The sequence below is a fragment of the Kitasatospora sp. NPDC101176 genome (genome assembly GCF_044768035.1).
Taxonomy (GTDB): Bacteria; Actinomycetota; Actinomycetes; order Streptomycetales; family Streptomycetaceae; genus Kitasatospora.
This window is the reverse complement of record NZ_JBIWPA010000020.1, coordinates 74,582-99,857: the sequence shown is the minus strand read 5'-3', so window position 1 is coordinate 99,857 and position 25,276 is coordinate 74,582. Positions and strand designations below refer to the sequence as shown.

General features: G+C 75.2%; 23 protein-coding genes and 1 pseudogene. 6 read left to right on the top strand and 18 right to left on the bottom strand.

Annotated elements, in window-relative coordinates; genetic code table 11:
• Positions 1 to 286: 286 nt before the first annotated feature.
• Entirely contained in the window at positions 287 to 1,141 is an 855-nt protein-coding gene (locus ACIRS1_RS25165) for a hypothetical protein (RefSeq protein WP_402843643.1), read from the bottom strand.
• An 80-nt stretch (positions 1,142 to 1,221) separates the two neighbouring features.
• Complete coding sequence (locus ACIRS1_RS25160; RefSeq protein WP_402843640.1) at positions 1,222 to 3,099, bottom strand: serine/threonine-protein kinase; 1,878 nt, start codon at positions 3,097 to 3,099, stop codon at positions 1,222 to 1,224.
• Positions 3,100 to 3,533: 434 nt separating this feature from the next.
• On the opposite strand from ACIRS1_RS25160, the gene ACIRS1_RS25155 reads away from it, so the two are divergent.
• A complete protein-coding gene (locus tag ACIRS1_RS25155; RefSeq protein WP_402843637.1) occupies positions 3,534 to 6,323 on the top strand; it encodes a tetratricopeptide repeat protein in 2,790 nt (929 codons plus the stop codon).
• Between the two features lie 52 nt (positions 6,324 to 6,375).
• On the opposite strand, the gene ACIRS1_RS25150 is transcribed toward ACIRS1_RS25155, so the two are convergent.
• From ACIRS1_RS25150 to ACIRS1_RS25110, 9 genes are all read right to left on the bottom strand, one after another.
• Positions 6,376 to 6,609, bottom strand: coding sequence for a hypothetical protein (locus ACIRS1_RS25150; protein ID WP_360206113.1), 234 nt, complete (start codon positions 6,607 to 6,609; stop codon positions 6,376 to 6,378).
• 111 nt (positions 6,610 to 6,720) lie between these two features.
• Positions 6,721 to 7,680, bottom strand: coding sequence for a LysR family transcriptional regulator (locus ACIRS1_RS25145; RefSeq protein ID WP_402843633.1), 960 nt, complete (start codon positions 7,678 to 7,680; stop codon positions 6,721 to 6,723).
• A 515-nt stretch (positions 7,681 to 8,195) separates the two neighbouring features.
• Positions 8,196 to 8,582, bottom strand: a complete 387-nt coding sequence (locus tag ACIRS1_RS25140; protein ID WP_360206108.1) for a VOC family protein — start codon at positions 8,580 to 8,582, stop codon at positions 8,196 to 8,198.
• A 101-nt stretch (positions 8,583 to 8,683) separates the two neighbouring features.
• Positions 8,684 to 9,640 carry an STM4011 family radical SAM protein gene (locus ACIRS1_RS25135; RefSeq protein WP_402843630.1) on the bottom strand — a complete coding sequence of 319 codons (957 nt, stop codon included), beginning with the start codon at positions 9,638 to 9,640 and terminating at the stop codon, positions 8,684 to 8,686.
• Positions 9,637 to 10,968 carry an STM4012 family radical SAM protein gene (locus tag ACIRS1_RS25130; RefSeq protein WP_402843627.1) on the bottom strand — a complete coding sequence of 444 codons (1,332 nt, stop codon included), beginning with the start codon at positions 10,966 to 10,968 and terminating at the stop codon, positions 9,637 to 9,639. Before ACIRS1_RS25130 ends, ACIRS1_RS25135 begins: the two co-directional genes overlap by 4 nt.
• The gene (locus ACIRS1_RS25125; protein ID WP_402843775.1) at positions 10,965 to 11,852 is read right to left on the bottom strand and encodes an STM4013/SEN3800 family hydrolase; all 888 of its coding nucleotides are present in this window, start codon (positions 11,850 to 11,852) and stop codon (positions 10,965 to 10,967) included. Before ACIRS1_RS25125 ends, ACIRS1_RS25130 begins: the two co-directional genes overlap by 4 nt.
• Before the next feature lie 116 nt (positions 11,853 to 11,968).
• Positions 11,969 to 13,117 carry an STM4014 family protein gene (locus ACIRS1_RS25120; RefSeq protein WP_402843624.1) on the bottom strand — a complete coding sequence of 383 codons (1,149 nt, stop codon included), beginning with the start codon at positions 13,115 to 13,117 and terminating at the stop codon, positions 11,969 to 11,971.
• Between the two features lie 15 nt (positions 13,118 to 13,132).
• Positions 13,133 to 14,062, bottom strand: a complete 930-nt coding sequence (locus ACIRS1_RS25115) for an STM4015 family protein (protein ID WP_402843621.1) — start codon at positions 14,060 to 14,062, stop codon at positions 13,133 to 13,135.
• A gap of 157 nt (positions 14,063 to 14,219) precedes the next feature.
• Complete coding sequence (locus ACIRS1_RS25110) at positions 14,220 to 15,200, bottom strand: STM4015 family protein (protein ID WP_402843618.1); 981 nt, start codon at positions 15,198 to 15,200, stop codon at positions 14,220 to 14,222.
• A gap of 199 nt (positions 15,201 to 15,399) precedes the next feature.
• Here ACIRS1_RS25110 and ACIRS1_RS25105 point away from each other — a divergent pair, with 199 nt between their 5' ends.
• The 3 genes from ACIRS1_RS25105 (at position 15,400) to ACIRS1_RS25095 (ending at position 17,650) form a co-directional block, all read left to right on the top strand.
• The gene (locus tag ACIRS1_RS25105) at positions 15,400 to 15,726 is read left to right on the top strand and encodes a hypothetical protein (protein ID WP_360206089.1); all 327 of its coding nucleotides are present in this window, start codon (positions 15,400 to 15,402) and stop codon (positions 15,724 to 15,726) included.
• A 177-nt stretch (positions 15,727 to 15,903) separates the two neighbouring features.
• Positions 15,904 to 17,025 carry a DUF6745 domain-containing protein gene (locus ACIRS1_RS25100; protein WP_402843615.1) on the top strand — a complete coding sequence of 374 codons (1,122 nt, stop codon included), beginning with the start codon at positions 15,904 to 15,906 and terminating at the stop codon, positions 17,023 to 17,025.
• A 118-nt stretch (positions 17,026 to 17,143) separates the two neighbouring features.
• Positions 17,144 to 17,650 carry a DUF1877 family protein gene (locus tag ACIRS1_RS25095; RefSeq protein ID WP_402843612.1) on the top strand — a complete coding sequence of 169 codons (507 nt, stop codon included), beginning with the start codon at positions 17,144 to 17,146 and terminating at the stop codon, positions 17,648 to 17,650.
• Between the two features lie 340 nt (positions 17,651 to 17,990).
• Here the strand turns inward: ACIRS1_RS25095 and ACIRS1_RS25090 are convergent, their stop codons facing one another.
• Positions 17,991 to 18,830 carry a class I SAM-dependent methyltransferase gene (locus ACIRS1_RS25090; RefSeq protein ID WP_402843609.1) on the bottom strand — a complete coding sequence of 280 codons (840 nt, stop codon included), beginning with the start codon at positions 18,828 to 18,830 and terminating at the stop codon, positions 17,991 to 17,993.
• Between the two features lie 274 nt (positions 18,831 to 19,104).
• Here ACIRS1_RS25090 and ACIRS1_RS25085 point away from each other — a divergent pair, with 274 nt between their 5' ends.
• Complete coding sequence (locus ACIRS1_RS25085) at positions 19,105 to 19,776, top strand: hypothetical protein (protein ID WP_402843607.1); 672 nt, start codon at positions 19,105 to 19,107, stop codon at positions 19,774 to 19,776.
• Positions 19,777 to 19,969: 193 nt separating this feature from the next.
• On the opposite strand, the gene ACIRS1_RS25080 is transcribed toward ACIRS1_RS25085, so the two are convergent.
• Positions 19,970 to 21,445 carry a purine-cytosine permease family protein gene (locus ACIRS1_RS25080; RefSeq protein ID WP_402843604.1) on the bottom strand — a complete coding sequence of 492 codons (1,476 nt, stop codon included), beginning with the start codon at positions 21,443 to 21,445 and terminating at the stop codon, positions 19,970 to 19,972.
• Between the two features lie 253 nt (positions 21,446 to 21,698).
• Here ACIRS1_RS25080 and ACIRS1_RS25075 point away from each other — a divergent pair, with 253 nt between their 5' ends.
• On the top strand, positions 21,699 to 22,511 hold the full coding sequence (locus tag ACIRS1_RS25075) for a methyltransferase domain-containing protein (protein WP_402843601.1): 813 nt from the start codon (positions 21,699 to 21,701) through the stop codon (positions 22,509 to 22,511).
• A gap of 340 nt (positions 22,512 to 22,851) precedes the next feature.
• Here the strand turns inward: ACIRS1_RS25075 and ACIRS1_RS25070 are convergent, their stop codons facing one another.
• From ACIRS1_RS25070 to ACIRS1_RS25050, 5 genes and pseudogenes are all read right to left on the bottom strand, one after another.
• Complete coding sequence (locus tag ACIRS1_RS25070; RefSeq protein ID WP_402843599.1) at positions 22,852 to 23,184, bottom strand: hypothetical protein; 333 nt, start codon at positions 23,182 to 23,184, stop codon at positions 22,852 to 22,854.
• Positions 23,157 to 23,591: a PIG-L deacetylase family protein gene (locus tag ACIRS1_RS25065; protein WP_402843795.1), complete on the bottom strand. Its 435-nt coding sequence runs from the start codon at positions 23,589 to 23,591 to the stop codon at positions 23,157 to 23,159. The genes ACIRS1_RS25070 and ACIRS1_RS25065 overlap by 28 nt, the downstream gene beginning before the upstream one ends.
• On the bottom strand, positions 23,588 to 24,079 hold the full coding sequence (locus ACIRS1_RS25060; protein WP_402843772.1) for a 5'-3' exonuclease H3TH domain-containing protein: 492 nt from the start codon (positions 24,077 to 24,079) through the stop codon (positions 23,588 to 23,590). Before ACIRS1_RS25060 ends, ACIRS1_RS25065 begins: the two co-directional genes overlap by 4 nt.
• Positions 23,970 to 24,452: pseudogene (locus ACIRS1_RS25055) on the bottom strand (DNA polymerase I); the annotation flags it as partial. The gene ACIRS1_RS25060 and the pseudogene ACIRS1_RS25055, both read right to left, overlap by 110 nt.
• Positions 24,452 to 25,036, bottom strand: coding sequence for a glycosyltransferase (locus tag ACIRS1_RS25050; protein ID WP_402843596.1), 585 nt, complete (start codon positions 25,034 to 25,036; stop codon positions 24,452 to 24,454). The pseudogene ACIRS1_RS25055 and the gene ACIRS1_RS25050, both read right to left, overlap by 1 nt.
• Positions 25,037 to 25,276 lie beyond the last annotated feature (240 nt).

Genomic DNA, 25,276 nt, shown 5'->3' with positions numbered 1-25,276 from the left:
GAGCCCGTTCGGGACGGCGGTGGCCTCGACGGACGTCCGGCGCCCGCCAGGCGGCGGCCGTGGTGCGGCGTGCGCGGCGCCTGCGGGGAGGCGCGGCCTGCCGGCGGCGAGGTCTCGGGACCGTGCGGTCGTCGCCAACTGCCCTCTCCTGTCAGGCCTTTCACCGGTCCGCGTCGCCACCGGTCCGCGTCGCCACCGGTCCGCGTCGCCACCTGTCCGTGTCGCCACCTGTCCGCGTCGCCACCTCTCCGCGCCGGTGTCTCCGCCGCCGGTCGGCCTGGGGAGGTCAGCGCGTGCAGGAGTACGTGAAGGTGGTGTCGGCCCGGAGGGCCTGCGGGGCGAGGATCTCCACGACGGCGTCGGCGCGCATGCTGCCGGGGCCGTCGAAGGTCCAGCGCAGCACCAGGCCGACCTGGCGCTCCCCGGAGCGGACCGGCTGGGACAGCTCGCCGGAGGTCGTTCCGTCGCTGCGCAGCCAGTGGTAGCGGATGGTGCCCGGGTGGCCGTCGGTGGTGACGGTGGCGGTGATGACGGCCGTCCCACCGCAGGACGGCCCGGCCGTCGGATCGGCGGCGACGGTGACGCCGGTGACGGTGAGCGGCGGGTCGGTGTGGCAGCGGTTGAGGAGCAGGGCCAGCAGGGCGAGCAGCACGGCCGCCCAGACCAGCCAGCCGGCCGCCCGGCGCCGGGCGGGCCGCCGGGGCGGATCGACGGGCGCGGCGGTACCGCGCCAGGCCGCGGCGGCCTGCGGGGGGACGCCGGGGCCGAAGCGGCGCAGCTCGGGGGCCGTCGGCGCGGGGGCGGGCTGGGGGACGGGTCGGGGGGCCGGCCCGGGGCCGGCCTCGGAGGCGGCGGTCACGGTGGCGGTGGTGGTGGGTGGGGTGGCCCAGGCGGTGGGGTCGAGGGCGGTGGCGACTGCAGCCTCCTCGGCCCGGTCGGTGGGGCTCGGGCGGCCGGTATGGTCTCGGCTGGGTGGGGTGGCCCAGGCGGTGGGGTCGAGGGCGGTGGCGACCGGAGCCTCCTCGGCCCGGTCGAGGGGGCCCGGGCGGCCGGTGGCCGGAGTGGGGTGGGCGGGCGCGGGTGCGCCCGGGGTGAGGCGTTCGGTCGGTTCGTCGTCGGGAGCGGGTCCGGTACGGGGCACGGGGTCCTCCAGGCTTTGACGAGGCGGGGTGGCATGGACTCCGCCGGGCCGTTGCCCGGCCCGGGTGGTGGCGGGGCGGATCAGCCGGGCTCGTGGCAGCCCGGGGAGTACAGCTCCCGGTAGGTCGTCGAGGCGCGTTCGGAGAAGGGTGCGGTGGCCACCTGCAGCCCCCACTGCAGCCAGTTGTCCCCGGTGCCGAACTGGTGGCGGACCGTCACCGTGGAGCGGCCGACGGCCAGTTTGACCGTGTCGCTCGCCACCACCGTCGAGGTCGGGTCGCGCGGGGTCGAGTTGTGCATCCAGTTGATCTCCAGGGTGGCGCCGGGCGGCCCGGAGGTGACCACGGTGACGTTGGCCTGGACGCCGTAGCCGCCGTCGCAGGCGATCGAGTCGATGTTCAGCGAGGTGACGCGGACCGGCGGCGGGCTGGTGGTGGGGGGCTTGCTGGTCGGCGGGGTGGTGGGCGGCGTGCTCGGTGGGGTGGTCGGCGGTGTCGTGGGCGGGGTGGGGACGGTCGGCGGGTGCGGGGGTGTCGTCGGCGGGGTGGTGGGCGGGTGCGGCGGTCCGGAGGTCGGCCGGCCGGTGTTGCCGCCGGTGCCCCCGCCGTTGCCCCCGTTGCCCCCGTTCCCGCCGCCGTTGCCGCCGTTGCTGCCGGAGGATCCGTGCGAGGGGGACGTGACCGGCGAGGGGGACGGCGACGGCGAGTGCGGTGCGGTGGGTGACGGTGAGGGCGACGCCGTGCCGTGGTCGGCGGCCACGGTGGGCGGAGCGGCGCGGCCGGACGGCTCCCCGGTGGTGCCCCCGGCCGCGGACAGCGTGGTGGTCGCCAGCGGCATCGGATCGCCCGCGACCGTGCGCTCGTTGCGGTCGGTGACCCCGGCCAGGGCGATCCCGGCGATCGACGCCAGGACGAGGGCACCCGTCACCGCCCCGATGCCCAGCCGGGCCGGTCTTCGCGATGCCCGCCGCCGTACGGGCCGCCGCACCGCCGTCGCGGTGGCCGTGCCCGTGCCCGCGGTCAGCACGGTGCGGGCGAGGGCGGTCGTCCCGGCGGCGGCCGGGCTCGGCCCGGGCCACGGCAGCAGCGCCGCGAGCAGGGCCACCAGGGCCGCGAGGTCCTCGTGCCCGCGCTCCTCCCACCGTTCGCCGTACCCGGCCGTCGCGACCGCGTCGAGCCGGCGGACGAACTCGGCCGCGCCCGCGGGCCGGTCCGCGGGTCGTTTGGCGAGCCCGGCGCGGATCAGCGGCCGGACCGGCTCGGGGACCAGTTCCTCGGGGACGGGCGCGAACCTGTGCTGCTCGCCGATCGCGCCGATGCCCTCGGCGGTGAACGGGCGGTGGCCGACCAGGCACTCGAAGAAGGTGACGGTGGCCGCGTACACGTCGGCGGCGGGCGCGGCGGGGGCGCCCTCCCACTGTTCGGGCGCCAGGTAGGCGGGCGTGCCGGAGACGTCGCGGTCGTCGCCGCCGGGCACGGCGATGCCGAAGTCGACGAGTTTGGAGGACCCCTGACGGTCGACCAGGACGTTGGCGGGCTTGTAGTCGCGGTGCACCAGCCCGGCCGCGTGGGCGGCGGCCAGGCCCAGCAGGGAGCCCTTGAGCACGGTGAGCGCCGCCTGCGGGGTGGTCGCCCCCAGCTCCTTCAGCAGGGTGCGCAGCGAGAGGCCGTCCACCAGCTCCATCACGAGCGCCGGGGACGGCCCGCCCTCCACGTACTCGTAGAGCCGGGTGACGTGCGGCGAGTCGACCCTGGCCAGCATCTCGGCCTCCCGTCGCAGCGCCGGGCCGCCCAGGCCGTCGTGCAGGTACTTGATCGCGACGGGTGTGCCGGTGGCCTCGTGGAGGGCGAGCACCACCCGGCCGCCGGCCCCCGCCCCGAGCTCCCGCTGGTGCCGGTACCCCGGCAGCTCCCAGCCGGTGGTGTCCCGTGCGGTGTCCTGTGACGCGTCGTCGTGCATCCCGACCCCCTCGGCTCCGGGCCGCCGCCCGTGCTGCGGCCGTTGCCGTCGACGCGGCCGTGGACGGCCGGGTTCCCGCTCCGGAGGCCGTCCGAACCCGCGCCCGGGGGTGGGTCGTGCACCACCTCCGCGTTCCTGCAGGCAGGCCGCCCCACCTGGCCTTTCGAGGATCTGGGACGCACCGGCGCACTCGGGAGTCGCGCGCGGAGGCGGCTCGCGCCCGTCGTGCGCGACAGCGCCCCGACGAGGGCTCCCGGCGGGCCTGACACGCCGTCACCGGGGTGGGGCGTCGGCGCGGGACGCCGGGGGGCGCCGGGGCCGCCGGGTGTTCCCGGGTGTCGCCGGGTCGCGGGGTGATTCGGGCAAACGGCTTCCGGGCGGCGGCCCCGCGCGCAAGGATGTGCGCCGTCGAATGATTGACGGAGGATCAGATCATGAACGAAGTGACGCCGCCGCCGCGGTCGGGGGACGGCGCGGAGGCGGGCGGGGGCCTGAACGTCGTCAACGTGATCGCCAACTCGACGGTCAACGGCCCGGTCGTCCAGGGCGGCACCGTCCACCTGCCTCCGCCGGCGCCGCCGGAGTGGCCGGTCTCGATCGGCGCCATCCCGATCCTGGCCAGCGCCTTCCAGCCGCGCACCGCCGTGCGCGAGGCGGTCGACCGGGTGCGGGCCGGCAGCGAGACCGTGGTGCTCTCCCAGGTGCTCGCCGGCGGCGGTGGGGTCGGGAAGAGCCAACTGGCCGCGCACTACGCCTGGCAGGCCCTCGAGGACGGCGTCGAGGTGGTCGTCTGGGCGGCGGCCGCCGACCCGGTCACCGTCCTCCTCGCGTACGCCGAGGCGGCCGCCGCCGTCCAGCTGCCCGGTGCCACCAACGCCGCCGACCGGGTCGAGAAGGACGCCCAGCGCTTCCTGAGCTGGCTCCGCAGCACCGAGCGCAGCTGGCTGGTGGTCCTCGACGACGTCACCGACTTCACCGCCACCGGACCGCTGTGGCCCGGGCGGTCCCGCCGGGGCAACGGCCGGGTCCTCGCCACCACCCGCCAGCGCGGTGCCCACGCCTCCGGCGGCGGTCGGGCGATCGTCCCGGTCGACGTCTACGACGCGGCCGAGGCCGTCTCCTACCTGCGCGAACGCCTCACCACCGCCGGCTACCCCTACCTGCTCGACCCGCAGGCCGGTGAACTCGCCGAGGCGCTCGGGCGCCTGCCGCTCGCCCTCGCCCACGCCGCCGCCTACATGGTCAACCAGCAGCGGACCTGCACCGCCTACCTGGAACTCTTCCGGGAGCGCACCCGGACCCTGGACGCCCTGCTGCCGCCCGAGGCGGACACCGAGCTGTACGGCAGGCCCGTCGCGGCCGCGCTGCTGATCTCCCTGGAGGCCGCCCAGCGGACCGAGCCCCGGGGGCTCGCCGTCCCGGCGATCCGGCTGGCGGCCCTGCTCGACCCGGCCGGACACCCCAGGGACCTCTGGACCACCCGATCGGTGACCGACTACCTCACGGAGCAACGCGCCGCCGCGGACGCGGCCGCGGTGTCCGGTCGGCCGTCGCCGACCGGCGTCCCGGGCGCGGAGCCCGCCGAACCGGGCGAACCCCCGCCGGTCAGCGCCGACGACGCGCTCACCGCCCTCGCCGTCCTGCACAGCTACAACCTGCTCAGCAGCTACCCGGCCGGAGTCGACCTCCCCCACCGGGGAGCGGTCCCCGCCCACCGGGAGGTCTCCGTCCACGCCCTGACGGCCCGCGCGGCCAGGGACACCACCCCGGAACCGACGCCCGTCCAGTCCGCGGTGATGTTCGCGATGTACCTGCTCTGGCCCGAGGAGGACCACACCGACCACCGCCTCGCGGCCAGCCTCCGGGCCAACACCGCGATCCTGCGCGACACGGTCGGCAGCGAGGTGCTGCGGCTCTTCCCCGGGTTCGTCCTGCGGACGAAGGCGGGGATGAGCCTGCTCCACGCCGGCCTGCACGAGCTTGCCATCGCCCACTGGGAGGAGGAGGTGGAGGGGGACACCCGTGAACTGGGCGCGGACGACGACAGCACGCTCGCCTCGCGGGCCAACCTCGCCGCCGCCTACCGACAGGCCGGACGCACCGCCGAGGCCATCGCCCTGCAGAAGCAGGTCGCGGTCGCCACGGAGCGCCGCCACGGCGCCGACGCCCCCGGGACCCTGACCGTCCTGGCCGGTCTCGCCGGCTCCTACAGCGATGCCGGCCGCTACAGCGACGCGCTGGCGCTCAGGGAACGCGTGCTGGAGGCTCACGAGCGGGTCCTAGGAGCGTTCCACCAGGACACCGTTCGGGCGCGGGGAAGCCTGGTGCGCGCCTACCACGACGCCGGCCGGTCGGAGGAGGCCGTAGCGCTCGCTGAACGGGTCGTGGCCGAGCGCGTGCAGCTCGACGGCCGGAGCGCGGAAGGCGGCCAGAAGCATCCCGAGACCCTCAGTGCCTGGGCGAACCTGGCCGTCGGGTACAACGCGTCAGGGCGGTACGCCGAGGCGATCGCGATCCTGGAGGCCGTCCTGCCGGCCAGGACCCGTGCGCTCGGCCCGGACCACCGCGACACCCTGAACACCAAGGTCGAGCTCGGGGTCTCCTACGCCCGGAGCGGCCGTGCCGAGGAGGCGATCGTCCTGGAGCGGCAGGCCGCGGCCGATCTGACCCGGATCCAGGGCCCGGAGCACCCCGACACCCTCACCGCGCTGGCGAACCTCGCGGTGTCCTGCCGCCGGACCGGGCGGCGTGAGGAGGCCGTCGAGCTCTCCGAACGGGTCCTGCCGGCCCGGGCCCGGGTCCTCGGCCGGGACCACCCGGACACCCTGGTCTCCGCGGCCAACCTGGTCAACGCCTATGCCACGAACGGAGAGGTCGCCCGTGCGCTGAAGCTCGCCGAGGCCCTGCGGCCCCAGCAGGAGCGCGTCTTCGGCCCGACGCACCGCGACACGCTGATCGGACGCCACGCTGTCGCCCTGCTGCGGGTCCACCGGGGCGAGGCCGTCCTCGCCGAGGATCCGGAGCAGGCCGCGGAGGACGCGGCGGTGGCCATCGAGGCCGTCGGCCCGCACGTGGAGCCGCGGGTGCCCGAGATGGACGAGGTCCTGCCCGGTGCCCACCGCCTCGCGGAGGCGGCCCGGGCCGCGCTGCGGGCCCGCGGCGGAGTGCCGGGCGTGCCGGGCGTGCCCGGCACGAGCACGAGGCGGAGAGAAGGCGAAGGCTGATGATGCCCCCGGGCGCGCCGTCGCGGGCCCGGGGGGCACCCGTCACCTCCGGCTAGTGTCCCTGGTTCTGCCTGTCCACCACCGGGTGCACGGGCGCGGCGGTGTCGGTGGCTCCGTCGGCCCCGAGGGCCCTGTCGGCCTGGTGGGTCGCGTCGGCCGCGTGGGCCGCGGACACCGGGGCCTGCGGCGCGGCGGCGTGTGACGGTGTGGCGAAGCCGAACGCGGCGCTCGCCACGACGGCGCTGGTGACGGCCATCTTCGCGAGCCCGCCGGTCACTTCCGGCATGTGCTGCCTCCCCCGTTCATTTCCCGTCGTGGTGCCGGGAGTTGACACGAGCAGCGAATCACCGCCCCGAGCCGTGGGCAAGCCTTCGAGGAGCCGCCGGGGAGTCCGAGGTCAGCCGCCCGCCCCGGGCGCGGCCGGCTCCGGGACGGGCGGTGCTCCGGCAGCGGTTGGCGGGGCGAACAGGGCCCGGACGGTCTCGGCGGCGAGGTCGCGCAGCCAGGCGTGGGCGCGGTCGTCGTCGTAGCGCTGGTGCCACAGCAGGTACAGCGGGACGTCGGGCAGCGGGAGTGGCAGCGGCAGCGTGACCAGGCCGAGCCGTTCCCGGGCGGTGCGGGTGACCGCGTCGGGGAGGGTGACGACCAGGTCGGATTCGAGGGCGAGTTGCAGGGCGAAGGCGGTGGTGGGCCCGGCGGCGACGACGCGTCGTGCGAGAGCGCGGGTGATGAGCGCGTCGTCGATCGGGTCGCGCAGGCTTCCGCGGCGCGACACGGTGAGGTGGTCGGCGGCCGCGTAGCGTTCCGGGTCCGACGGGCCTTCGGTGAGGGGGTGGCCCGGCCGGACGGCGACGACCAACCGGTCGCTGCCGACGAGGCGGTGGCGGATGTCGGGGAGTTCCGGGGCGCGGGAGCTCGATTCGAGGTCGACCTCGCCCCGGCGCAACTCGGCGTCGTCCGCCCCGGGCTCGGTGGACAGGCGCAGCCGGACGCCGGGGGCCTGCCGGCGGACGGCCGTGGTCAGGGCGGTGCCGCAGGCGGCGGTCAGGGCGTCGTGCCAGCGCACGGTGAACACCCGGTCCAGCGCTGCCAGGTCGAGCTCCTGATGGGCCGACAGGAGGTGGTGGGCCTGCTCGACGAGGGCGTGGACCTGGGCGCGCATGGCCAGCGCGCGGGTGGTGGGCACCATGCTGCGGCCGGTGCGGACCAGGATCTGGTCACCGGTGGCCTTGCGGATGCGGCCCAGGGAGCGGCTCATCGCCGGTGAGGTGACGTGGAGGCGTGCCGCGGCGCCGGCGACGCTGCCTTCCTCCAGCAACGCGTCCAGTGCTGTGAGCAGGTTCAGATCCAGCTGCATGGAGGGAACTCTACAAGTGCGTGGCATGCACTCGTTGTTAACGATCGAGGCCGGGGCCGCGTATCTCCCGGGTGGCGACCGACGCCGTGCAGACCGTCACCGGCCTGCACGGCGACCCCGGCTGGCAGCCGTCACCGGCCTGCACGGCGACCCCGGCTGGCAGCCGTCACCGGCCTGCACGGCGACCCCGGCTGGCAGCCGTCACCGGCCTGCACGGCGACCGCGGCTGGCAGCCCGTACAGGTCGAGGAACTCGGCGGCATCACCACGGCCCGCACCGCCGGGGCCATGCCTCGTGATCCCCCGCCCCCCGCGACGCCACGGCCTTACCCCCTTCGCGGTCTCCTCCGGCCGCTGACCCCGCCGGACTCAGGACCGGGTCCACCCCCGGAGCCGGGCGCGGCCCAGCACGGGGCCGGTCGAGCGCCAGCCCCGGCAGCTTCACTCAGCGGCCGCCGCCCCGGTGCAGTGCGGCGCCCTTCCTGCCTCCGCCGAATCGGGCGGGCGGGTGCGGTGCTATCCGGTGGTGCGTTCGTTCACGCAGAGGATGTTTCCTTCGCTGTCCTTGAACCAGGCCGCGCGCATGCCGTCGTCGTCGGCGACGCCGTTGACGGTCTTCAGACCGGGGAAGTCGTAGTCCTCGAACGTGACGCCGCGGCTGCGGAGGGCTTCCATCTCGGCGTCGAGGTCGGCGACCTTGAAACTGGCGAGGGTGTGGGCGGCCTGCCCGGCGCTGGGCGTCTCGTAGAGGCCGACCTCGGTGCCGCCGCACTGGAAGACGAGTTCGTGCGGGTTCTCCTCGGTGAGCTTCAGACCGAGGGTGTCGGTGTAGAACGCCTTGGCGCGGGCCAGATCGGCGGCCGGGATGATGGCTATCAGGGGTGCGTCTCCAAGCATGTCCATCGCCTCCTACCACCAGGCTAGGTACGTCCGCGCCGGGCTGCCCGGGGAAACGTGGGCCCCGGGCCCCCTCGGCCGGTCCTCGGCCGGTCGTCGGGCGGCCGTCAGCCGGCGCCGGGTGGCCAGGCCGCCGGGACGCGTTCCAGCACGCCCGCGCCGAACAGCTCGTACAGCGGCAGGGTCTCCAGGTGGACGTAGCCGATGTGGCAGTCGCAGACCGGCAACGGGCAGCCGCGCGGCCCCAGCCGCGTGCGGTACGAGCCGTCGTAGAGGTTGCCGAGGACGTCCCGGACGAAGTGGCACCGGCGCACGGTGCCGTCGCCGTCCACCGAGAGCACGGACTCCCCGGTGCGGCAGGGGCGGCCGGCACTGGGGTGGGCGTGCCGGCTGTAGCCGAAGTGCGGATCGAGCGCCGTCCAGTCGGCGGCCTCGGCGTCCGAGTACGTCCGGCCCTCGGCGGCGTTGATCCAGAGGTAGACCTCCGGGGCGAGTTCGGCGCGCAGCCGGCGGGCCTCTGCGAGGTGTTCGGGCCGGCCGACCACCCCGACGCTGTACCGCACGCCCAGCGCGTCCAGCTCCCGGCACCGGGAGAGGAACCGCTCGCGGGAGACCTGGCCCGGGTGGTACGTCACCCAGAGCGCGAGGGTGTCGAGGTCGGTCTCCGCCAGCCAGCCGGTGCGGCAGCTGAGATTGGTCTGGATCGCCACCCGGCGCACGTGCGGGAGCCGGCTCAGCCCGACCAGGGCGCGCCGGTACCAGGAGCGCACCAACCCCTCGCCCCAGGGCGTGAACAGCACCGAGAGGGTGTCGCCGCTGCCCGCCCGCCCGGCCGCCCAGCCGGTGAACCGCTCCAGCGCCGCCCGGTCGGCGCGCAGCTGGTCGGGCGTGTCGCGGCGCTTGGCGAACGGGCAGTAGGGGCAGTCGTAGTCACAGGAGGCGAGCGGACCGCGGTAGAGCAGGGTGAGAGCCCGCGGACCGGGCTCCACCGGGGCCGCGGTGGCGAGGCCCGGCACGGGGGCGGCGTGCGGGGGCCGGACGACGGGCAGGCCGAGGAAGGTCATTTCGCCTCGTAGGCGGCCATCAGGGCGGCGACCCCGGGTGAGAACAGCATCGGCCCGGCCGCGTCCGAGTGGGCCAGTCCCTCCGGGGTGAGCAGCAGGCGCTCCCCGTCCTCGGCCAGCCAGCCGCGGGCGGCGAACTCCGCCAGCTCGACCGGGAAGTCCTCGGTGGGGGTGCTGCCGAACCGGGCGCGGTAGTCCGCCAGCGGCATGCCCGCGGCCTGCAGCAGGGACTGCACCAGGTGCCGCCGGCGGGGCTCGTCGCCGCTCATCCGGTGGCCGACCTCCGCGTGGTGGAAGTCCTCGGTGGCGACGAAGTCGTCGATGATGCCGCGCACCTCCGTGGCGTTCACCGCGTAGTCGAAGGAGTAGTGCAGCCGCGAGGTGTAGGAGCGGGCGCCGCAGCCCAGGCCGACCATGCCGTCGGTCTGGCAGGCGTACTCGCCCGCCCCGGCCTGCGGGGAGGCGGCGCGGCGGAACATCCGCATCGACACCTGCTGGTAGCCGCGGGCCAGCAGGTGGTCCCGGCCGGCGCGGTAGAGCGCGAGCCGGCGGGTGTCCCAGGCGGACGGGCTCTCCTGCTCGCCGCGCCGGGCCAGGCCCGTCAGCGGGCGGACGTACAGCGGGTAGAGGTAGAGCTCCTCGGGCTGCCAGGTGAGCGCCGCGTCCAGCGAGTGCAGCCAGCTGGCCTCGGTCTGGCCGTCGATGCCGTAGATGAGGTCGATGTTGAGCACCGGGAACCCGGCCGCGCGGATCCGGCCGAGCGCGGCCTCCACCTCGGCGCGCCGCTGCGGGCGGACGGCGGAGCGGGCCTCCGCGTCGACGAAGGACTGCACGCCCAGGCTCAGCCGGGTGGCGCCCCGGGCGGCCAGCACCTCCAGCCGGTCGGCGGTCGCGGTGGCCGGGGAGGCCTCCACCGACAGCGGCACCGCCCGCAGGTCGGCGCCCATCCGCCGCTCCGCGATGTCGCACAGCCGCTCCAGCTCGCCGGCCGTCAGGTAGGTGGGCGTGCCGCCGCCGAACGCGGCCAGCGCGAACCGGGCGTCCTCCTCCAGCGCCGCGCGGACGGCGACGGCCTGGCGCTCCAGGGCGTCCAGGTAGGCGGTGGTCAGGCCCTCGGGGCTGCCGATCCGGGTGAAGAGGTTGCAGAAGCCGCAGCGGACCTCGCAGAACGGGACGTGCAGGTACAGGGAGAGCGCGTGCTGCGCCTCGCCGGCCCACAGCTCGCGCAGCGCCGGGCGCTCGGGCAGCGGGCGGTAGGCGGTCTTGTGCGGGTAGGCGTAGACGTACGAGCGGTAGGGCGAGTCGGGGCGCGGGGGGGCGGTGGTCATGCGCGCTCCTCGGTGGTGGCGGTGGCGGTGGTGGCGGAGGTGCCGGGGTCGGTGGGGTCGGCGGCGGTACCGGCTCCGGGCCGGGCCGGGATGGTGAAGTGGGCGTACGGGACCGTCCAGACCACCTCGTGGCCGATCCGGTGCCCGGTGTAGCCGTCCTCGCCGTACGCGGTGCCGTGGTCGGAGCAGACGATCGCGAAGCAGGGCCGGCGGGCGCTCATCGCGCCGAACAGCCGCCCGATGTGCGCGTCCACGTACTCCAGCGCGGCGGCGTGGCTGTCCCGGGAGTCACCGTGCTCGCGGGTGGCGCCGGGCAGGTGGAACCAGTTGGGCTGGTGCAGCGCGGAGACGTTCAGGAAGAGGAACAGCGGCTGCCCGGCGGGCTGTTCGGCGGCCACCCGCTCGGCCCGGGCGACCTGTTCCTCGAAGGACGTCGGTGAGGGCACGCCCATCGCGGGCTCCCAGTGGCTCTCCTGGAACAGGCCGGGCAGCACCGAGCCGAGCGGGCCCTGCTTGTTGAAGAAGCCGACGCCGCCGATGCAGACCGTCCGGTAGCCGGCCCCGGCGAGAGCGGTCGGCAGGTCCGGCGCGTCGAACACCCAGGTGCGCGGGGCGGTGCTCTCGGAACCGGCGAAGCGGGCCGCGAACAGGCGCGGGTGCGGGCCGCCGGGGGAGGCCGGCGTGGGCAGGAAGCCCGCCAGGATGGCCTGGTGGGAGGCGTAGGTGAAGCTGCCGGGCGCGTGCCGGCGCTCCCAGCGGCCGCCGGGGAGGAACGCGGCCAGGTGCGGGATCCGGCCGGCGGCGGCGAGCTCCTCGGCCACGTCGTAGCGGAGCGTGTCCAGGGTGACGAGCAGGAGGTCGTGGGTACCGACCACCGCGTTCATGTCCGGAGCGGGAGCGGGCTCCGGAGCGGGAGCGGGCTCCGGGGTCGGGACCCGGCTGGCCCGCGGCGGTACCGGGGCCGGGGCCTGGGCGGGGGTGCGGTCGGGAGAGCGGTGGTTCATGGTGCGTGTTCCGTCATCTGGTGGGTCGTCGGGGCGGGGCCGGGGGCCCCTCCCGTGGAACGGGTGAAGGCGGCGGGCCGGGTGAGCGCGGCGAGCTGGGCGCCGTAGGTGTCCAGGCCCTCGGCGGGGCCTCCGGACAGGCCGGTGAGGTTGGGCAGCAGGTCCCCGAAGGCGTTCACCTCGCCGACCAGCGCCCGCCGCCAGCCGGCCGCGGGCAGTACGTCGACACCGACCATCGGCGCCCGGGGGAAGCAGGCCGCCGCGCGCTCGGCCGTCTCCAGCAGGACCGGCCAGGCCGCCCCGGCGGCCTCCCGGGCCAGGTCGACGCTGCCCCGGGCGCCACCGAGGTGCAGGTTGGTCATCGGCTGGGCGCTGGTGCGCACCACCACGTGGGTGGCCCGGCCTGCGACGACCACCACCCGCAGGTCGGCGGAGCGGCCGGACTGGGAGGCCTTGGGGATCCACTGCTCGACGTGCAGGCCGTCCGGCGCCAGCCGGTCGACGATCGCGGCGACCTGCGCCTCGTCGCGGTAGCGGCGGACCCGCAGCGAGTTGTGCAGCCGGCCGTCGGCCAGCTCGACCGAGGTGGTGGCCAGCACCTGCCCGCGCGGCCCGAACTCCAGGGCGAGCACCCCGGAGGCGGAGGAACCGTGCGCGGGCTTGACGAAGACCCGGTGGAGCCCGGCCTCGGCCAGCCGGCCGCGCAGCTGCTCCCAGCCCGTGACCTCCCCGCCGAGCGCCCGGGGGACCGGCACCCCGGCGGCCGCGAGCAGCGCGTGCGCCCGCCGCTTGTCGAACATCACGCCGATCTCCTCCGGGTCGCCGAGCAGCCGCACGCCCGGGCGGGCAGCCAGCCCGCGCAGCGCGGCCAGCACGCCCGCGTACCAGGCTGCCGTGCCCTCGACCCTGGTCGGCGCGTAGGAGGGGCCGAGCGCCGGGCCGCGCAGCAGCTCGTCGACCCGGGCGTCCTCGCCCGGCGACTCGATCCGCAGCAGGCCGCCCGTGGGCGGCCGGTACTGGCCGCGCAGCACGTCCAGCCAGGGCAGGACGGCGGGCTCGGGCAGCCCGGCGGCCCGGGCCGCGGCGGCGAACAGCGTCACCCGCCGGTGCTCGGGATTGCCGAGGACGGTCAGCTGCGGCGTCATCGTGCCCCCACCCGCCTACTCGGCGACCGCGACGTAGCGCCAGCCGTCGTCCTCGTCGTCGTCCTCCGCGTCGCCGAGGTCGACCTCGACCCCGGGCAGGGCCTCCGTCAGCCGCTGCTGCATCTCCTCTCCGAGGTAGTGGTGGTGCAGGTCGAGGCTGCGCAGGTGGGTGAGCGGCTGGCCCTCCAGCAGGGCGGCCGCACCCTCGTCGGAGAGCACGCCCATGGAGAGGTCGAGCGACTCCAGCCGGGCCACCACGGGCGCGTGCGCCACGGCCGAGGCGATCTCGTCCTGGATGTCGCTGTTGGCCAGTCCGAGGTGACGCAGGCTCGGCAGGCGCGCGCCGTCGAGGAAGGGGGCGAGGTCGTCGATCGTGGTGTCGCCGCCGTACTCGTCGGTGCCCAGCCAGAGCGTCAGCCGCTCCAGCGCGGGGAGTTCGGAGGCCGCCACGGCCCGCACCACGGCGGCCGGCAGCCCACCGGCCTCGAACCGCAGCGCCGTCAGCCGGTCGTGCCGCACCGGTGCGAGGACGAGGTCCATGCCACCGCGGACGGTCAGTTCGGTGAGCCCGGGGAACGCCGTCAGCAACGGTGTGACGTCGTCCATCTCCATCCAGGAGATCTCGCACTCGTCGAAGGTCACGTCGCCCAGGAAGAGCGCCTCCAGGGCGGGCAGCCGCGCGGCGTCGGCGGTGACGGCGGCGACGGCGGCGGCCACGGAGACGTAGCCGTCCTGCCACCAGGGGCCGATCACCACGGCCCGGACCCCGGCAGGGTCGACGGCGTCCAGAAAGGCCTTCCAGAGCCGGTCGAAGTCGTGGTCGGTGTCGTACTCCAGCGCCAGCCGCCAGGCGACCTCGCCCGCGGCGGGCCGAGCGGCCGCGGTGGGGTCGAAGGGGTGGATCGGCAGGTCGTGGAAGCGGTCGGGGTGCTGCGAGACGGTCATGTTCGGTCCAGGCGGGGAGTTCGGCGGGCGGGGTGCGGGGTGGGGCGGAACCGGCCGTCGGGCTGTGGCCGGTAGGGCTGCGGGTCGGTCGGGCCGTCGGTCGGCGGGGTACGGTCGGCCGGTGCGGCGGCCGGTGACGGGTGCCGGGCGGCCGCCGCTACTCGGAGACGGCCACGTAGCGCCGGCGGTCGTCCGGCTTGCCGGCGCCGGTGAGGACGAGCCCGACCTCCGGCAGGGCCTCCCGCAACCGCTGCTGGACGTCCTCGGTGAGGAAGTGGTGGTGGAGGTCGAGGGTGCGCAGGTGGGTCAGCGGCTGGCCCTCCAGCAGGGCGGTGACGCCCTGGTCGGTCAGCGCGCCCATGGAGAGGCTGAGCGACTCCAGCCGGGCGACCACCGGGGCGTGGGCCACCGCGGCCGCTATGTCGTCCTGGAGCAGGCTGTTCTGCAGGCCCAGGTGGCGCAGCGCGGGGAAGCGGGTGCCGTCCAGGAAGGGGGCGAGGTCCACGACGCCGGCGTCCCCGCCGTAGTGGTCCACGCCGAGCCAGAGCTCGAGCCGCCGCAGGGCGGGCAGGTCGCAGCCGGCCACCGCGCGCACCACCTCGACGGGCAGCCCGCCGGCCTCGAACCGCAGCGCCGTCAGCGCCTCGTGGCGCACCGGCTCGAGCCGCAGGCCCGTACCGCCCCGCACCACCAGCTCCGTCAGCCGCGGGAAGGCCGTCAGCAGCGGGGTGACGTCCTCCATCTCCAGCCAGGAGATCTCGCTCTCCTCGTAGGTGATGTCACCGACGAACAGCCCGCGCAGGGCGGGCAGCCGGCCCGCCGCGCCGGTGATGGCCTCGAGGGCCGAGCCGAGGCCCTCCGGCTCCTCGGAGAACCACGGGCCGATCACCACGGCCGCCACGCGCCCGGCGTCGACCGTGTCGAGGAACTGCTCCCAGCGCTCGGTGAAGGCCTCCTCGGACTCGTAGTTCAGGCCGATCCGCCAGGCGACGGCGGTGGGCTCCGGGAGCCCCGGGACCACCGCCCCGCCGGCCTCCGCGGCCTCGTCCGCGGCGCCTTCCACGGCGGCGTCCACGGCCTGGACGAAGTCGAAGACCGGGAGACCGTGGAACTGCTCGATGTGGTGGTTGACGGTCATGCGCTGCTCCTCTGGGGTCGGGCCGAACAGATGTCTACCAGCAGGGTCTGACAGTCCGGTGCCCGGGTGGCGGGCGGGGGCGGGTTGTCGGACCCGTGCCCTACGTTCGGGTCCTGGCTCCGGAACGTGACCGCGCAGGGCACGGCGGAGCCGCGGGGTCCGGTGTCCGCCGGGCCCGGTCCACGGTGAGGGGAGACTGATGTACCGCCAGGGCGATGTGCTGATCGTGCCGGTCGAGGAGGGCGCCGTGCCGGGCCGGGTCGCGGCGCTGGCCGAGCAGCCGCGGGACGGGCGCGGCCGGATGGTGCTGGCGCTCGGGGAGGTCACCGGGCACGCCCACGCCGTGGTCGGCCCCGGCGCCCTCCGGCGGGAGGCCGGGCCGTTCGGCGCCGGCTGGCTGCACCTGCCCGAGGGGGGCCGGGTGGTGCACGAGGAGCACGCGGCGATACCGCTGCCCAGGGGCTGGTACCGGGTGGTGCGTCAGCGCGAGTACGTCCCGGGCGCGGTGCGGATGGTCGCGGACTGAGCCGACCGACCGGCCCGCCGGCACCGGTGCCCGGACCGACCGGTGTCGGGAGCGACCGGCGGTCGGGCGGCGTCGGTGCGGGCGGTGCGGCGGGCGGCACGACAGGCAGCCCGGAACTCGGAACGGAACGGCAGCATGCGGCCGGGCGGGGAGCCCGGCCGGGAACGGAGCAGGACGATGCAGACGGTGATTCCCGACGACGCGGCAGGGGCGGCGACGGCGGACGGTCCCGCCGGGGTGACGGCCCGCTGGCGGGCGGTCGCCGCGGCCACCGGACCGGCCGACCGGGCGGCGGCCGAGCGGGCCGTGCGCGCGGCGTACCGGGCGGCCGGGCTGGCCGAACCCGCGGCCGTCCGCTGGTTCGGCTCGCCGCTGGCGGCCGCCGAGGCGGCGCTGGAGCTGCGGGCCGCCGGTGCGGCGAGCGTCCGCGAGGCCGTGCGCACCGGGCCCTGGGAGCGGGACCGGCGGCGGGCCGTCGAGCGGGTCGGCGCCGCCGGGTGGGCGGCGCACTGGGCGGTCACCGGCGGCGAACTCGGCCCGGTCGCCACCCCGCTCGCCGACCGCGTCCGCAACGCCGTCCTGGACCGGCTCGCCCCCGAGGCGGACCGCGCGCAGGCCCCGGGCGGGGCGGCCGACGCCGCCCGCGCCCGCCGCACCGCCGTCCGGCTCGCCCTGCTGGACGCGGTGCGGGGCCAGCACGACGCGCCCTGGTTCGCCGCCTTCGAGGCGGCGTTCGGCACGGACGAGCCGGGTGCCGGCGCCGCCGAGCCGCTCGCCGCGGTGGCCCGGGAAGCCGGTTGGTGGTGGCCGTACCACGACGTCGCCCTGGTCAGCGAACGCCCGGTCGCCCTGCACCGGGACGAGGCCGGGCGGCTCGACCGGGCGGACGGCCCCGCCCTGGAGTACGCGGACGGCTTCGCCCTGCACGCCTGGCGCGGCATGCCGGTGCCCGCCGAGTTCCTGGCCGGGCTCGGCGACGTCACGGCCGAGCGGATCCGCACCGAGGAGAACGCCGAGCTGCGCCGCGTCCTGCTGGAGCACTACGGCTACGACCGCTACCTCGCCGACTCCGGCGCCGTCCCGGTCGACCGTGACGAGACCGGAGTGCTCTGGCGGATCACCCTGCCCGACGACGAGCCGGTGGTGATGGTCGAGGTGGTCAACTCGACCGCCGAGCCCGACGGCACCTTCCGCACCTACTGGCTGCGCGTCCCGCCGAGCACCCGCACCGCCCGCGCGGGGGTCGCCTGGACGTTCGGCGTCCCGGAATCCGAGTACCACCCGCAGCGCGAAACCTGACCGGGCCGCGCCGGGCCCCCTGAGCGGCCCGAGCGGCCCGAGCGGTCGGGCCGTCAGGGCCGCTCAGGGCCGCCCAGGGTCGCGAAAAACGCTGGACACGCTCCGGACACTGGTGGGCATGGCCGTCACCCAACAACTCGCCCGCGTCCCCGTCGCCTACCTCGAGCGCTGCCGCACCCTGGCCGCCGAGCGGGCCGACGGCGACCACGGGTTCGACCCGCCGGCCGCGGACTGCCTCGACCTCGACTGGGCGCCCTTCCTCCTCAAGCGCGTCGCCGAACTCGGAGGCCTCGACCAGGCCCCGCTGGCCGCGCTGCACCTGGCCCTCGACGGGGATCCCGGCTTCGACCTCGCCTTCCTCAACCGGTACCCGTACGCCATCGCCGCGTTCGGCGGCACCCCGACCGCACTCGCCCCGGCGGAGGTGGCCCGGGCCGCCGGGCTGCTCCACGGGATCGACCTGCCGGCTCTGTGGGAGTCCGTCTCGCCCGAGGACCTCGGCCCGCTCTCCCAGGGCATCACGGGCGGCGCCCGGCGCTACGCGGCCACCCACTTCGCCGCACTGTTCGGCTTCTACGCCGAGGCCGCCCGGCGCGGCCTGGCCGTGGTCCTCTGGTGGGACTGACGGCGCCCGGGCGGCGGGGTGTCGCCCAGGTCCGGGCCGCCGGAGCAGGGCCCGTCGGCAGGACCCGCCCGGCGTCGTCAGGTGTTCCGGGCGGTCAGGACCGGCCGTGAGAAGCCCGTTCGGAGTGTGTCCGACGGGTCGTGGCCGCCGCATCGCCTCCGACTTGGTCCGCCCGAGTGCGCGGTCGCGCACCAGCCTGCCGCGGGCACCCGGATCGCTGCCGACACCGTGGTCGTCTGCGGTGTGTGCACCCACTGCCCGGGCATGATCACAGACCCGCGAGGGCGGCGCCCGCCCTCACCGCCGTCGCACGCCCGCCGCCGGGGACCGCCCGGCGGCGTCAGGGGGCCCGGGCGATCAGGACGGGCTGGAAGAAGCCCGTTTCGGCGGGGTGTCGCCAGCGGACGGTGGTGAAGCCGGCCGCGGTGGCGAAGGCGGTGAGCCGGGGCGCGGTCAGTGCCCAGTAGGTGGAGCGGTGGACGTCGACCTGCCAGGCACCGGCGGCGTCCGGGACGAGGCGGAAGAGTTCCAGGTCGTAGCGTTCGCCGTCCTCGTGCCAGTGCCAGAGCTGGAAGACGACCGATCGCCGGCCGTCCCGGTCGACGGTCTGCGGCGGGGTGGACGCCGGGCGGGTGCGCCGAAGTTCGTCGTAGGGCCGGGTGCTGAGCAGCAGTAGGCCGCCGGGCCGCAGGACGCGTCGCAGTTCGGTGAGCGCGGCGTCGACGTCCTCGGGGGTGAGCAGATGGGGGAGGGCGTTGTCGGCGCAGACGACGACGTCGAACCGGGCGTCGGGGAAGGGGAGCCAGCGCATGTCGGCGGCGGCCGTCGGCAGGTGCAGGCCCCGTTGGCCGGCCTCGTCGGCGGCCCGGGCGGCGGCGACCGGACTGAGGTCGGTGCCGGTGACGCGGTGGCCGAGGCCGGCCAGGCCGATGGCCTGGGTGCCGATGCCGCAGGCGCAGTCCAGGACGTCCAGCGGTGGTTTGCCGGGGCGGTCGCCGAGGTCGGTGCGGATCAGGGTGTCCAGGGCGGCGCCCTGCCGGCCGACGGAGGCCGACCAGTCGGCGTAGAGGAGGTGGTAGCCGGCTGCGAGCCCGTCGTAGAAGTGCCCGACCGGGCCGGTGGGACGGCCGGGGCCGGCGAGGCCGGCGGCGTCGGCCGTGTCGGCGGGGAAGTCGGTCATGGCGTCGGGCCTCCACGGTCGGCGGGGCGGGCGGTGGGGCCGACCGGACGTGGCACCCCGGCGGTCCGCCCGGTCGTCGTGCGGCTATCCTCGCCCAGGTCGAGCCGGGCCGGACAGCGGTTTTCCGACGGTGCGTCACCCCGCGCCGACGGCGTCACCCCGCGCCGACCACCCCGGGCCGGGGCCCGTCCGGGAACGCGGCGGACGAGGCGGACACGGCGGACGCGGGGGCACGGAAGGGGCGGGCAGAGCGCGGGCGGAGGACGGCGGAGCGGTGGAACGGATACCGGACGAGGACCCGCTGGGTGGGATGCGCCCGTTCCTCGAGGCGGGCGACGCCGTGCTCGGCTACGAACCGGTCGGCCCGGGGCACCGGTTCGCCGATCGCTGCTGGGTGCTGCACACCCTGCGGGTGGACGGGCAGCGGGTGCGCTGGGCCGACGCCCTCGCGGCGGCCGGCCGCCGGCTCGCGGACTGGCCGTTCACGCTCTCCTCCCTGGTGTTCGACGGGCCCGTGCGCGCCGCGCTGCCCGGCGGGGTCGAGTACCCGTGGATCGGCGTGCCGGACCGCGACTGCCTGACCCGCCTGGTGGAGCTGCTGGCCCGGCACGGCGCCGACGGGACGGCGACGGAGTGCTACTGGGCGCAGGCGGCGATCGAGGACCTGTCGGCGCCCGTCCCCGCCCATCGCGGCCGGCTGGGCGAGGTGGTGGCCCACCACGAGGCCTGCGAGGGCCCGGCCCGTGCGAGCGGACTGCAGTTCCCGGCCCACTGGTGGCCGCTGGACGGCTCCTGGTTCGTCCTCACCGACTGGGACCTCAGCGCCACCGAGGTGTTCGGCCCGCCCGCCCTGATCGAGGCCCTGCTCGCCGATGACGTCCTGGAGGCCGTTCGCCACCCGGCCGTCGCCGAGGTCCAGGGCCGCCCGGCCCGATGGCCGGGGTGACGTCGAGGGGCGGAGGGGCGGCGCGCCCGATGGTGCCCGCCCGGCGGTGCTCGCCGGGTGCAGCCGACCGGGACGGACGGTGGCGCCGCAACGGGAGGGCCCGGTCGCAACGGGACCGCCCGGCCGCCGGCTCGGTCGAGCGGGCGACCGGGCGGTCCGGTGCGTCGGGGCGTGCGCGGTCGGCGCCGCGGGGTCAGACGGTGACGGTCTCGGTCCGCTCCGCCCGGGGGCCGGTGGTCCGCTCGGCGGCCGGGGTGTTCTCCCGCGGCGCGGGGAGCACGGCCATGATCGCGGCGGAGATGACGATGGTCGCCGCCCAGGCGAGCCCGTACCTGCCGACGGGGGTGTCGGAGAGCGGTCCGGCGAACCAGTCGCACTTGGTGAAGGCGAGCCCGCTCAGGAGCGCGAGCACCCAGGACACCATCGCCTGCCAGCAGAAGCCGCCCACGTACCAGTACCGGCTGTTCCTGCCGGTGTCCATCAGTGCAGCGGCGTCGTAGCGCACCGCGCGCGAGCGGCGGCGGAACATGTCCACCGCGTAGACGCCGATCCAGGCCGAGAAGGAGACGGCGAGCAGGATCAGGAAGGTGATGAAGGAGCCCAGGAAGCTCTTGGCCACCAGCATCAGCAGCAGGCCGCCGACCAGCGAGATCACGGCGTTGATGCTGACGGCCAGGGCGCGCGGCAGCCGGACGCCCATGGTCTGCGCGGTGAAGCCGGCCGAGTACATGGAGAGGCTGTTGATCAGCAGCATGCCGACGATCGCGGTGAGCAGGTAGGGCACGGCCAGCCAGGTCGGCAGCAGGTCGCCGAGGAAGGAGACCGGGTCGGCGGCGTCCGCCAGGCCGGGCGAGGCCACCGCCATCACGGCGCCCATCAGCACCATCGGCACCATCACCAGGCCGGCGCCGGAGACCGTCACGCCGACGATCTTCCTGCCGGAGGCGGCGTGCGGCAGGTAGCGGGCGAAGTCCGGGCCGGTGGGGACCCAGCTGATGCCGCCGGCGGCGATGGTCCCGATGCCGGCGATCATCATCGCGGTGGTGCCCGCGGGCTTGGAGAAGACCTCGCTCCAGTGCATGGTGGCGACCAGGTAGCCCAGCACCAGGACGCTGAAGACGCCGAAGAGGTACGTCGACCAGGTGTTGCAGACGTTCAGCGCCTTCCGGCCCATGCCGGAGACCAGGAAGGTGCAGGCGACGAAGGCGAAGAGCGTGATCACGATCAGCGCGGTGTTGCTCTTCACGCCGAAGAGCAGGTCGAGGACGGTCAGCACGGCGTAGGCGCCGGTGACGGCGTTGATCGTCTCCCAGCCGAACCGGGCGATCCACAGGATCGCGCCGGGGAAGAGGTTCCCGCGCACCCCGAAGGTGGCCCGGGAGAGGGTCGCGCCGGGCGCACCGCCCCACTTCCCGGAGACCGACAGCACGCCGACCATGCCGAACGAGACGAGCGCGGCGCACGCGGCGACGATCAGGACCTGCCAGAAGTTCAACTGGTTGAACACCACCAGGGCGGCGCCCATGGTCAGCAGCAGGACGCTGATGTTCGCCGCGACCCAGGTCGGGAAGAGCTCGCGGACTCTGCCCTGGCGCTCGTGGTCGGGGACGGGTTCGATACCGCGCGTCTCGATCGCGCCGTCGACGTCGACGGCGGACGGGTTGTCCATGAGGGTGGCTCCGTGCGTGTGAAGCGGGAGATGAATCGGGCAAATGGAACATTTATGGAAGTCTCCGCGCGTAGCGCGGAAGTTGAGTCATCCTACTTGTTCACGATGTAGCCCGATTGACGCGGTTGTCCCCCCGCGGCGGCGGGCAGCCGGGGAAGGGGCTGACGCGTACCCCGTGGTGCGGCCGTGCGGCGTGGCCCGGGTCGAGGGAAATCGGCTGGTCAGGGCGGGGCGGCGCCGGGATGATGCCGGTATGCGCACCTTCGAAGAGCTCGTCGCCGAGGCCGGGGCCGTGTCCGTGGACGGCTGGGACTTCTCCTGGCTGGACGGCCGTGCCACGGAGGAACGGCCGTCCTGGGGGTACCAGCGGATGCTGGCCGAACGGTTGGGCGCGGCCTCGGCGGCCCTGGACGTGCAGACCGGCGGCGGCGAGGTCCTGGCCGGCGCCGCACGCCTGGCGACCGCGGCGTTCGGCGCCGGCGGGGTCGGCGGCGACGGAGCCGGAGCCCCCCGCGCGCTGCCGGCCGCCCTGGCCGCCACCGAGTCCTGGCCGCCGAACGTCGCCCGCGCCACGGAGCTCCTGCACCCGCTGGGCGCGGTCGTCGTCGCGGACCCGGACGAGCCGCCGCTGCCCTTCGCCGACGGCGCCTTCGACCTGGTCACCAGCCGGCACCCGGTGAAGGCCTGGTGGTCGGAGATCGAGCGGGTGCTGCGGCCCGGCGGCACGTACTTCGCCCAGCACGTCGGCCCGGCGTCCGTCTTCGAGCTGGTCGAGTACTTCCTCGGCCCGCAGCCGCAGGCCCGGCAGGCCCGCCGCCCCGAGGGCGAGAGCGCCGCCGCCAGGGCGGCTGGCCTGGCGGTCGTGGACCTGCGCTCCGAGCGCCTGCGGATGGAGTTCCGCGACATCGGCGCGGTGGTCTACTTCCTGCGCAAGGTGATCTGGATGGTCCCGGGCTTCACGGTCGACGCGTACCGGGACCGGCTGCGCGAACTGGACGCCCGGATCCGGGCCGAGGGCCCGTTCGTGGCCCACTCGGCGCGCTTCCTGATCGAGGCCCGCAAGTAGATCGACCGATCCGGTGTCCGCATTGTACAGATATGGAAGGGTTAAGGAAGGGCTGTCAGGTTTGGCCGGCCGTCCCTGCTGGTGAGAGCACCGTTTGGCCCCCCGTGGGGAGAGGCTCCGCGAGCGGAATGTCGAGAGTGGTCGAGTCCCACGTGTGTACTCGTTGGACAGGGTTTGCTCGTACCTATGCTGACCTTTTGCTGACCACGTCTGACGCCCCATCGGCTGTATGCCACAGCCGGAATGGGCAGGTCGCCCTGAGGATTGGCAGGGCTGCGGCCGGCCGCAGCGGTCACCCTCCCGTGTCCTGAGAGGGTCCCTGGTCGGGCCGTCATGCCGGTCAGGCTCGATGCGGAGATGCCATCATCAAGCGCGCCGAGGTCATCGGATAGCAGCCGGGCCCCGACGCGCTGAGGCGGGTGACCCGCGGCGGACGGGTTCGTTGTCCCGGCATCTTCAGCTCCCCGGTGGTGCGGGAGGTGGCGTTGACCACCCCGAGCTGGATCGCGTCACCGGGGCTGACCGAGAAGGCGGCCTTGGTGGTCTCCGTGCTCTGCACCTGCCACTGGCGCGAGAACGAAGCCTGGAAGGCCAGCGCGAAGGTGGCCTTCGCGCCCAGGTGCAACGCGTTCGAACCGGACACCGTCACCGGGAACTCGACCGTGTTCTGCACCTTGTCCTCGGTGGACTGGCCCTTGTCCTTGTATCGCAGGTGTAGAAGCGACTCGGGCGGCCGGTGGCGATCCGGTGCTCGGGGACGGCCGCCAGCACGGTGGTGGCGACGGCCCGGTGCTCGGGGTGGACGCCGTTGAACGGGTGAGTGGCGACGATCACCGGCTGCGCCTCCAGAAGCAGTTGCTGCACGGTGGCGTGGTCGAGCCGGGAGACCTCGCGCAGGTCGGCGCCGAGGGCTGCGGCGCCCTTGCGGGCCTCGTCATCGCGGACGTCGTCGCGATGCGGGACGACGGTGGTGACGGCGGCGTGCCTGGCGTGGAGTGCGAGGGTGGCTCCGGCCCACAGTTCGGCGTCGTCGGGGTGCGCGAAGGCTGCCAGGATCGAGCCCGGCAGGGGGCTGGTCACCAGAGCCCCAGCTTCTCGACGATGTCGGCGGGCTTCGGCAACTGGGGGCTCGCCCCGCCACCGAAGGCGAAGGGGACGTTCACGTCGCGGCGCACCGTGATCATCGCTTCCCAGCGGAGCGCGTCGGCCCAGGCGGTGGTGATCGAGGCGCCCTTGGCGCCGGTCAGCCGCCCGGAGCCGGGCAGGTCGCTCAGCTGCATGCCGTCGCGTAGCAGGGCGGCGGCGAACTTCGGGCCGATGCCGCGGACGCCGGGGATGTTGTCGGACTTGTCGCCGGTGAGGGCGCGGAAGGCCGGCCACTGGGCGGGGGTGACGCCGTAGCGGGTGACGACCTCGTCGGGGGGGGATGATCCGTTGGGAGGACTTCCGGGAGCGGTCGAGGATGCGCACGCGGTCGTCGAGGAGTTGGTAGAAGTCCATGTCCCTCGACATGATGAGCACCGGCCGGGAAGCGGCGGCCCGGGTGGCGAGGGTGGCGATGACGTCATCGGCTTCGGCGTCGTCGACCTCGATCCACCGGATCCGGTACGCGTCCAGGCCGTCCTTCACCGGGGCGAGGAACTGCAGCGGCTTGAGTGCCTCCGGTGTCGCCTCCCGGTTCGCCTTGTACTCCTGGTCGGTGGCCACGCGGTCGGCGGCGCCGTGCTCGCCGTCGAAGACGACCAGGACCTCGGGCGGTGCGACGTCGACATCGTCGCGGATCGTGGCACGCAACAGCGCGAAGAAGGCGAACAGGCCGGTCAGTTCACGGGACTTGTCACGGGAGAAGATCGGGGCGGGGAAACCGAAGGTGCCGGCCCACAGAAGGTTGAACCCGTCGACGAGCAGCAGCGGAGCGGGGGTTACTGGGGTTTCGGGCATCACGACACCGCCTCTGGGAAGAGATCAGCGATTCGGCGCGGCTGGAAGGCGGCCGCTCTCCGATACACGGTCTGTGTAGTCGCGGCGTGCAGTATGTCATCTTCCAGGAGGGTCTGTGCCGCCTTGTGGAGAGCGGCGGGGCCGTCATCGTGGTCGACGAGCAGGTGGTCGTCGTGGCTGGTCGGGGCGATCAGGGCGGGAAGGTTGCCGATCCGGTAGGCGACAACCGGGGTGCCGACGCTCATGGCCTCCAGCGCCACCAGGCCGAAGGTCTCCTTGTGGCTGGGGGCGATCACCACGGCCGCGCCGGCTAGCCAGGGCAGCGCCTCGTCCCAGGCAAGCGCCCCGCGCAGCCGGACGCCCCCGGTACGGGTCGTCGTTCGGCGGCAGCGTTCGAGGAGCTCGGACTGCGAGCCTGCGCTGTCCTCGAACCCGGCCTCGGCGAGGGCTACTTCGACCGGCCGGGTCCACCCCGAGGTGGCCTCCAGCAGGTCGAGGACGCCCTTTTCCGGCCCGAGCCGCGCCAGGACGCGCAGCGCGCCACGAGGCGGAGTTGAGCGGGTTCGGACCCGTCCGTGGGACATGCGTGTAGGCCCGGCGCCGAGGGCGGTGCCGCCGGGTCCTTCCGGGTGGTGCGGTGCCCCTTCCGGGGTTCTCCTGGGGGCTGACGATCCCAGCGGGGGATACATACAAGAGGTTGTTACGAAAACCACCCTCGATATGATCCTCGCCCGACCCATCGCCGGCCCTGAGCGTGCCGGCGCGGACCGATGTGCCCAACTGCCCGGATCCTGTCCCTGCTTGCACCGGATCGCGGCCGAGCC

Bases quoted from the DNA above. Each gene is read 5' to 3' on its own strand.
- ACIRS1_RS25120 (WP_402843624.1), bottom strand. From the start codon at position 13,117: ATGACGCCGCAGCTGACCGTCCTCGGCAATCCCGAGCACCGGCGGGTG.
- ACIRS1_RS25080 (WP_402843604.1), bottom strand. From the start codon at position 21,445: ATGGACAACCCGTCCGCCGTCGACGTCGACGGCGCGATCGAGACGCGC.
- ACIRS1_RS25105 (WP_360206089.1), top strand. From the start codon at position 15,400: ATGTACCGCCAGGGCGATGTGCTGATCGTGCCGGTCGAGGAGGGCGCC.
- ACIRS1_RS25110 (WP_402843618.1), bottom strand. From the start codon at position 15,200: ATGACCGTCAACCACCACATCGAGCAGTTCCACGGTCTCCCGGTCTTC.
- ACIRS1_RS25115 (WP_402843621.1), bottom strand. From the start codon at position 14,062: ATGACCGTCTCGCAGCACCCCGACCGCTTCCACGACCTGCCGATCCAC.
- ACIRS1_RS25130 (WP_402843627.1), bottom strand. From the start codon at position 10,968: ATGACCACCGCCCCCCCGCGCCCCGACTCGCCCTACCGCTCGTACGTC.
- ACIRS1_RS25100 (WP_402843615.1), top strand. From the start codon at position 15,904: ATGCAGACGGTGATTCCCGACGACGCGGCAGGGGCGGCGACGGCGGAC.
- ACIRS1_RS25145 (WP_402843633.1), bottom strand. From the start codon at position 7,680: ATGCAGCTGGATCTGAACCTGCTCACAGCACTGGACGCGTTGCTGGAG.
- ACIRS1_RS25125 (WP_402843775.1), bottom strand. From the start codon at position 11,852: ATGAACGCGGTGGTCGGTACCCACGACCTCCTGCTCGTCACCCTGGAC.
- ACIRS1_RS25140 (WP_360206108.1), bottom strand. From the start codon at position 8,582: ATGGACATGCTTGGAGACGCACCCCTGATAGCCATCATCCCGGCCGCC.
- ACIRS1_RS25150 (WP_360206113.1), bottom strand. From the start codon at position 6,609: ATGCCGGAAGTGACCGGCGGGCTCGCGAAGATGGCCGTCACCAGCGCC.
- ACIRS1_RS25155 (WP_402843637.1), top strand. From the start codon at position 3,534: ATGAACGAAGTGACGCCGCCGCCGCGGTCGGGGGACGGCGCGGAGGCG.
- ACIRS1_RS25160 (WP_402843640.1), bottom strand. From the start codon at position 3,099: ATGCACGACGACGCGTCACAGGACACCGCACGGGACACCACCGGCTGG.
- ACIRS1_RS25095 (WP_402843612.1), top strand. From the start codon at position 17,144: ATGGCCGTCACCCAACAACTCGCCCGCGTCCCCGTCGCCTACCTCGAG.
- ACIRS1_RS25090 (WP_402843609.1), bottom strand. From the start codon at position 18,830: ATGACCGACTTCCCCGCCGACACGGCCGACGCCGCCGGCCTCGCCGGC.
- ACIRS1_RS25060 (WP_402843772.1), bottom strand. From the start codon at position 24,079: ATGACGTCATCGCCACCCTCGCCACCCGGGCCGCCGCTTCCCGGCCGG.
- ACIRS1_RS25075 (WP_402843601.1), top strand. From the start codon at position 21,699: ATGCGCACCTTCGAAGAGCTCGTCGCCGAGGCCGGGGCCGTGTCCGTG.
- ACIRS1_RS25135 (WP_402843630.1), bottom strand. From the start codon at position 9,640: ATGACCTTCCTCGGCCTGCCCGTCGTCCGGCCCCCGCACGCCGCCCCC.
- ACIRS1_RS25050 (WP_402843596.1), bottom strand. From the start codon at position 25,036: ATGTCCCACGGACGGGTCCGAACCCGCTCAACTCCGCCTCGTGGCGCG.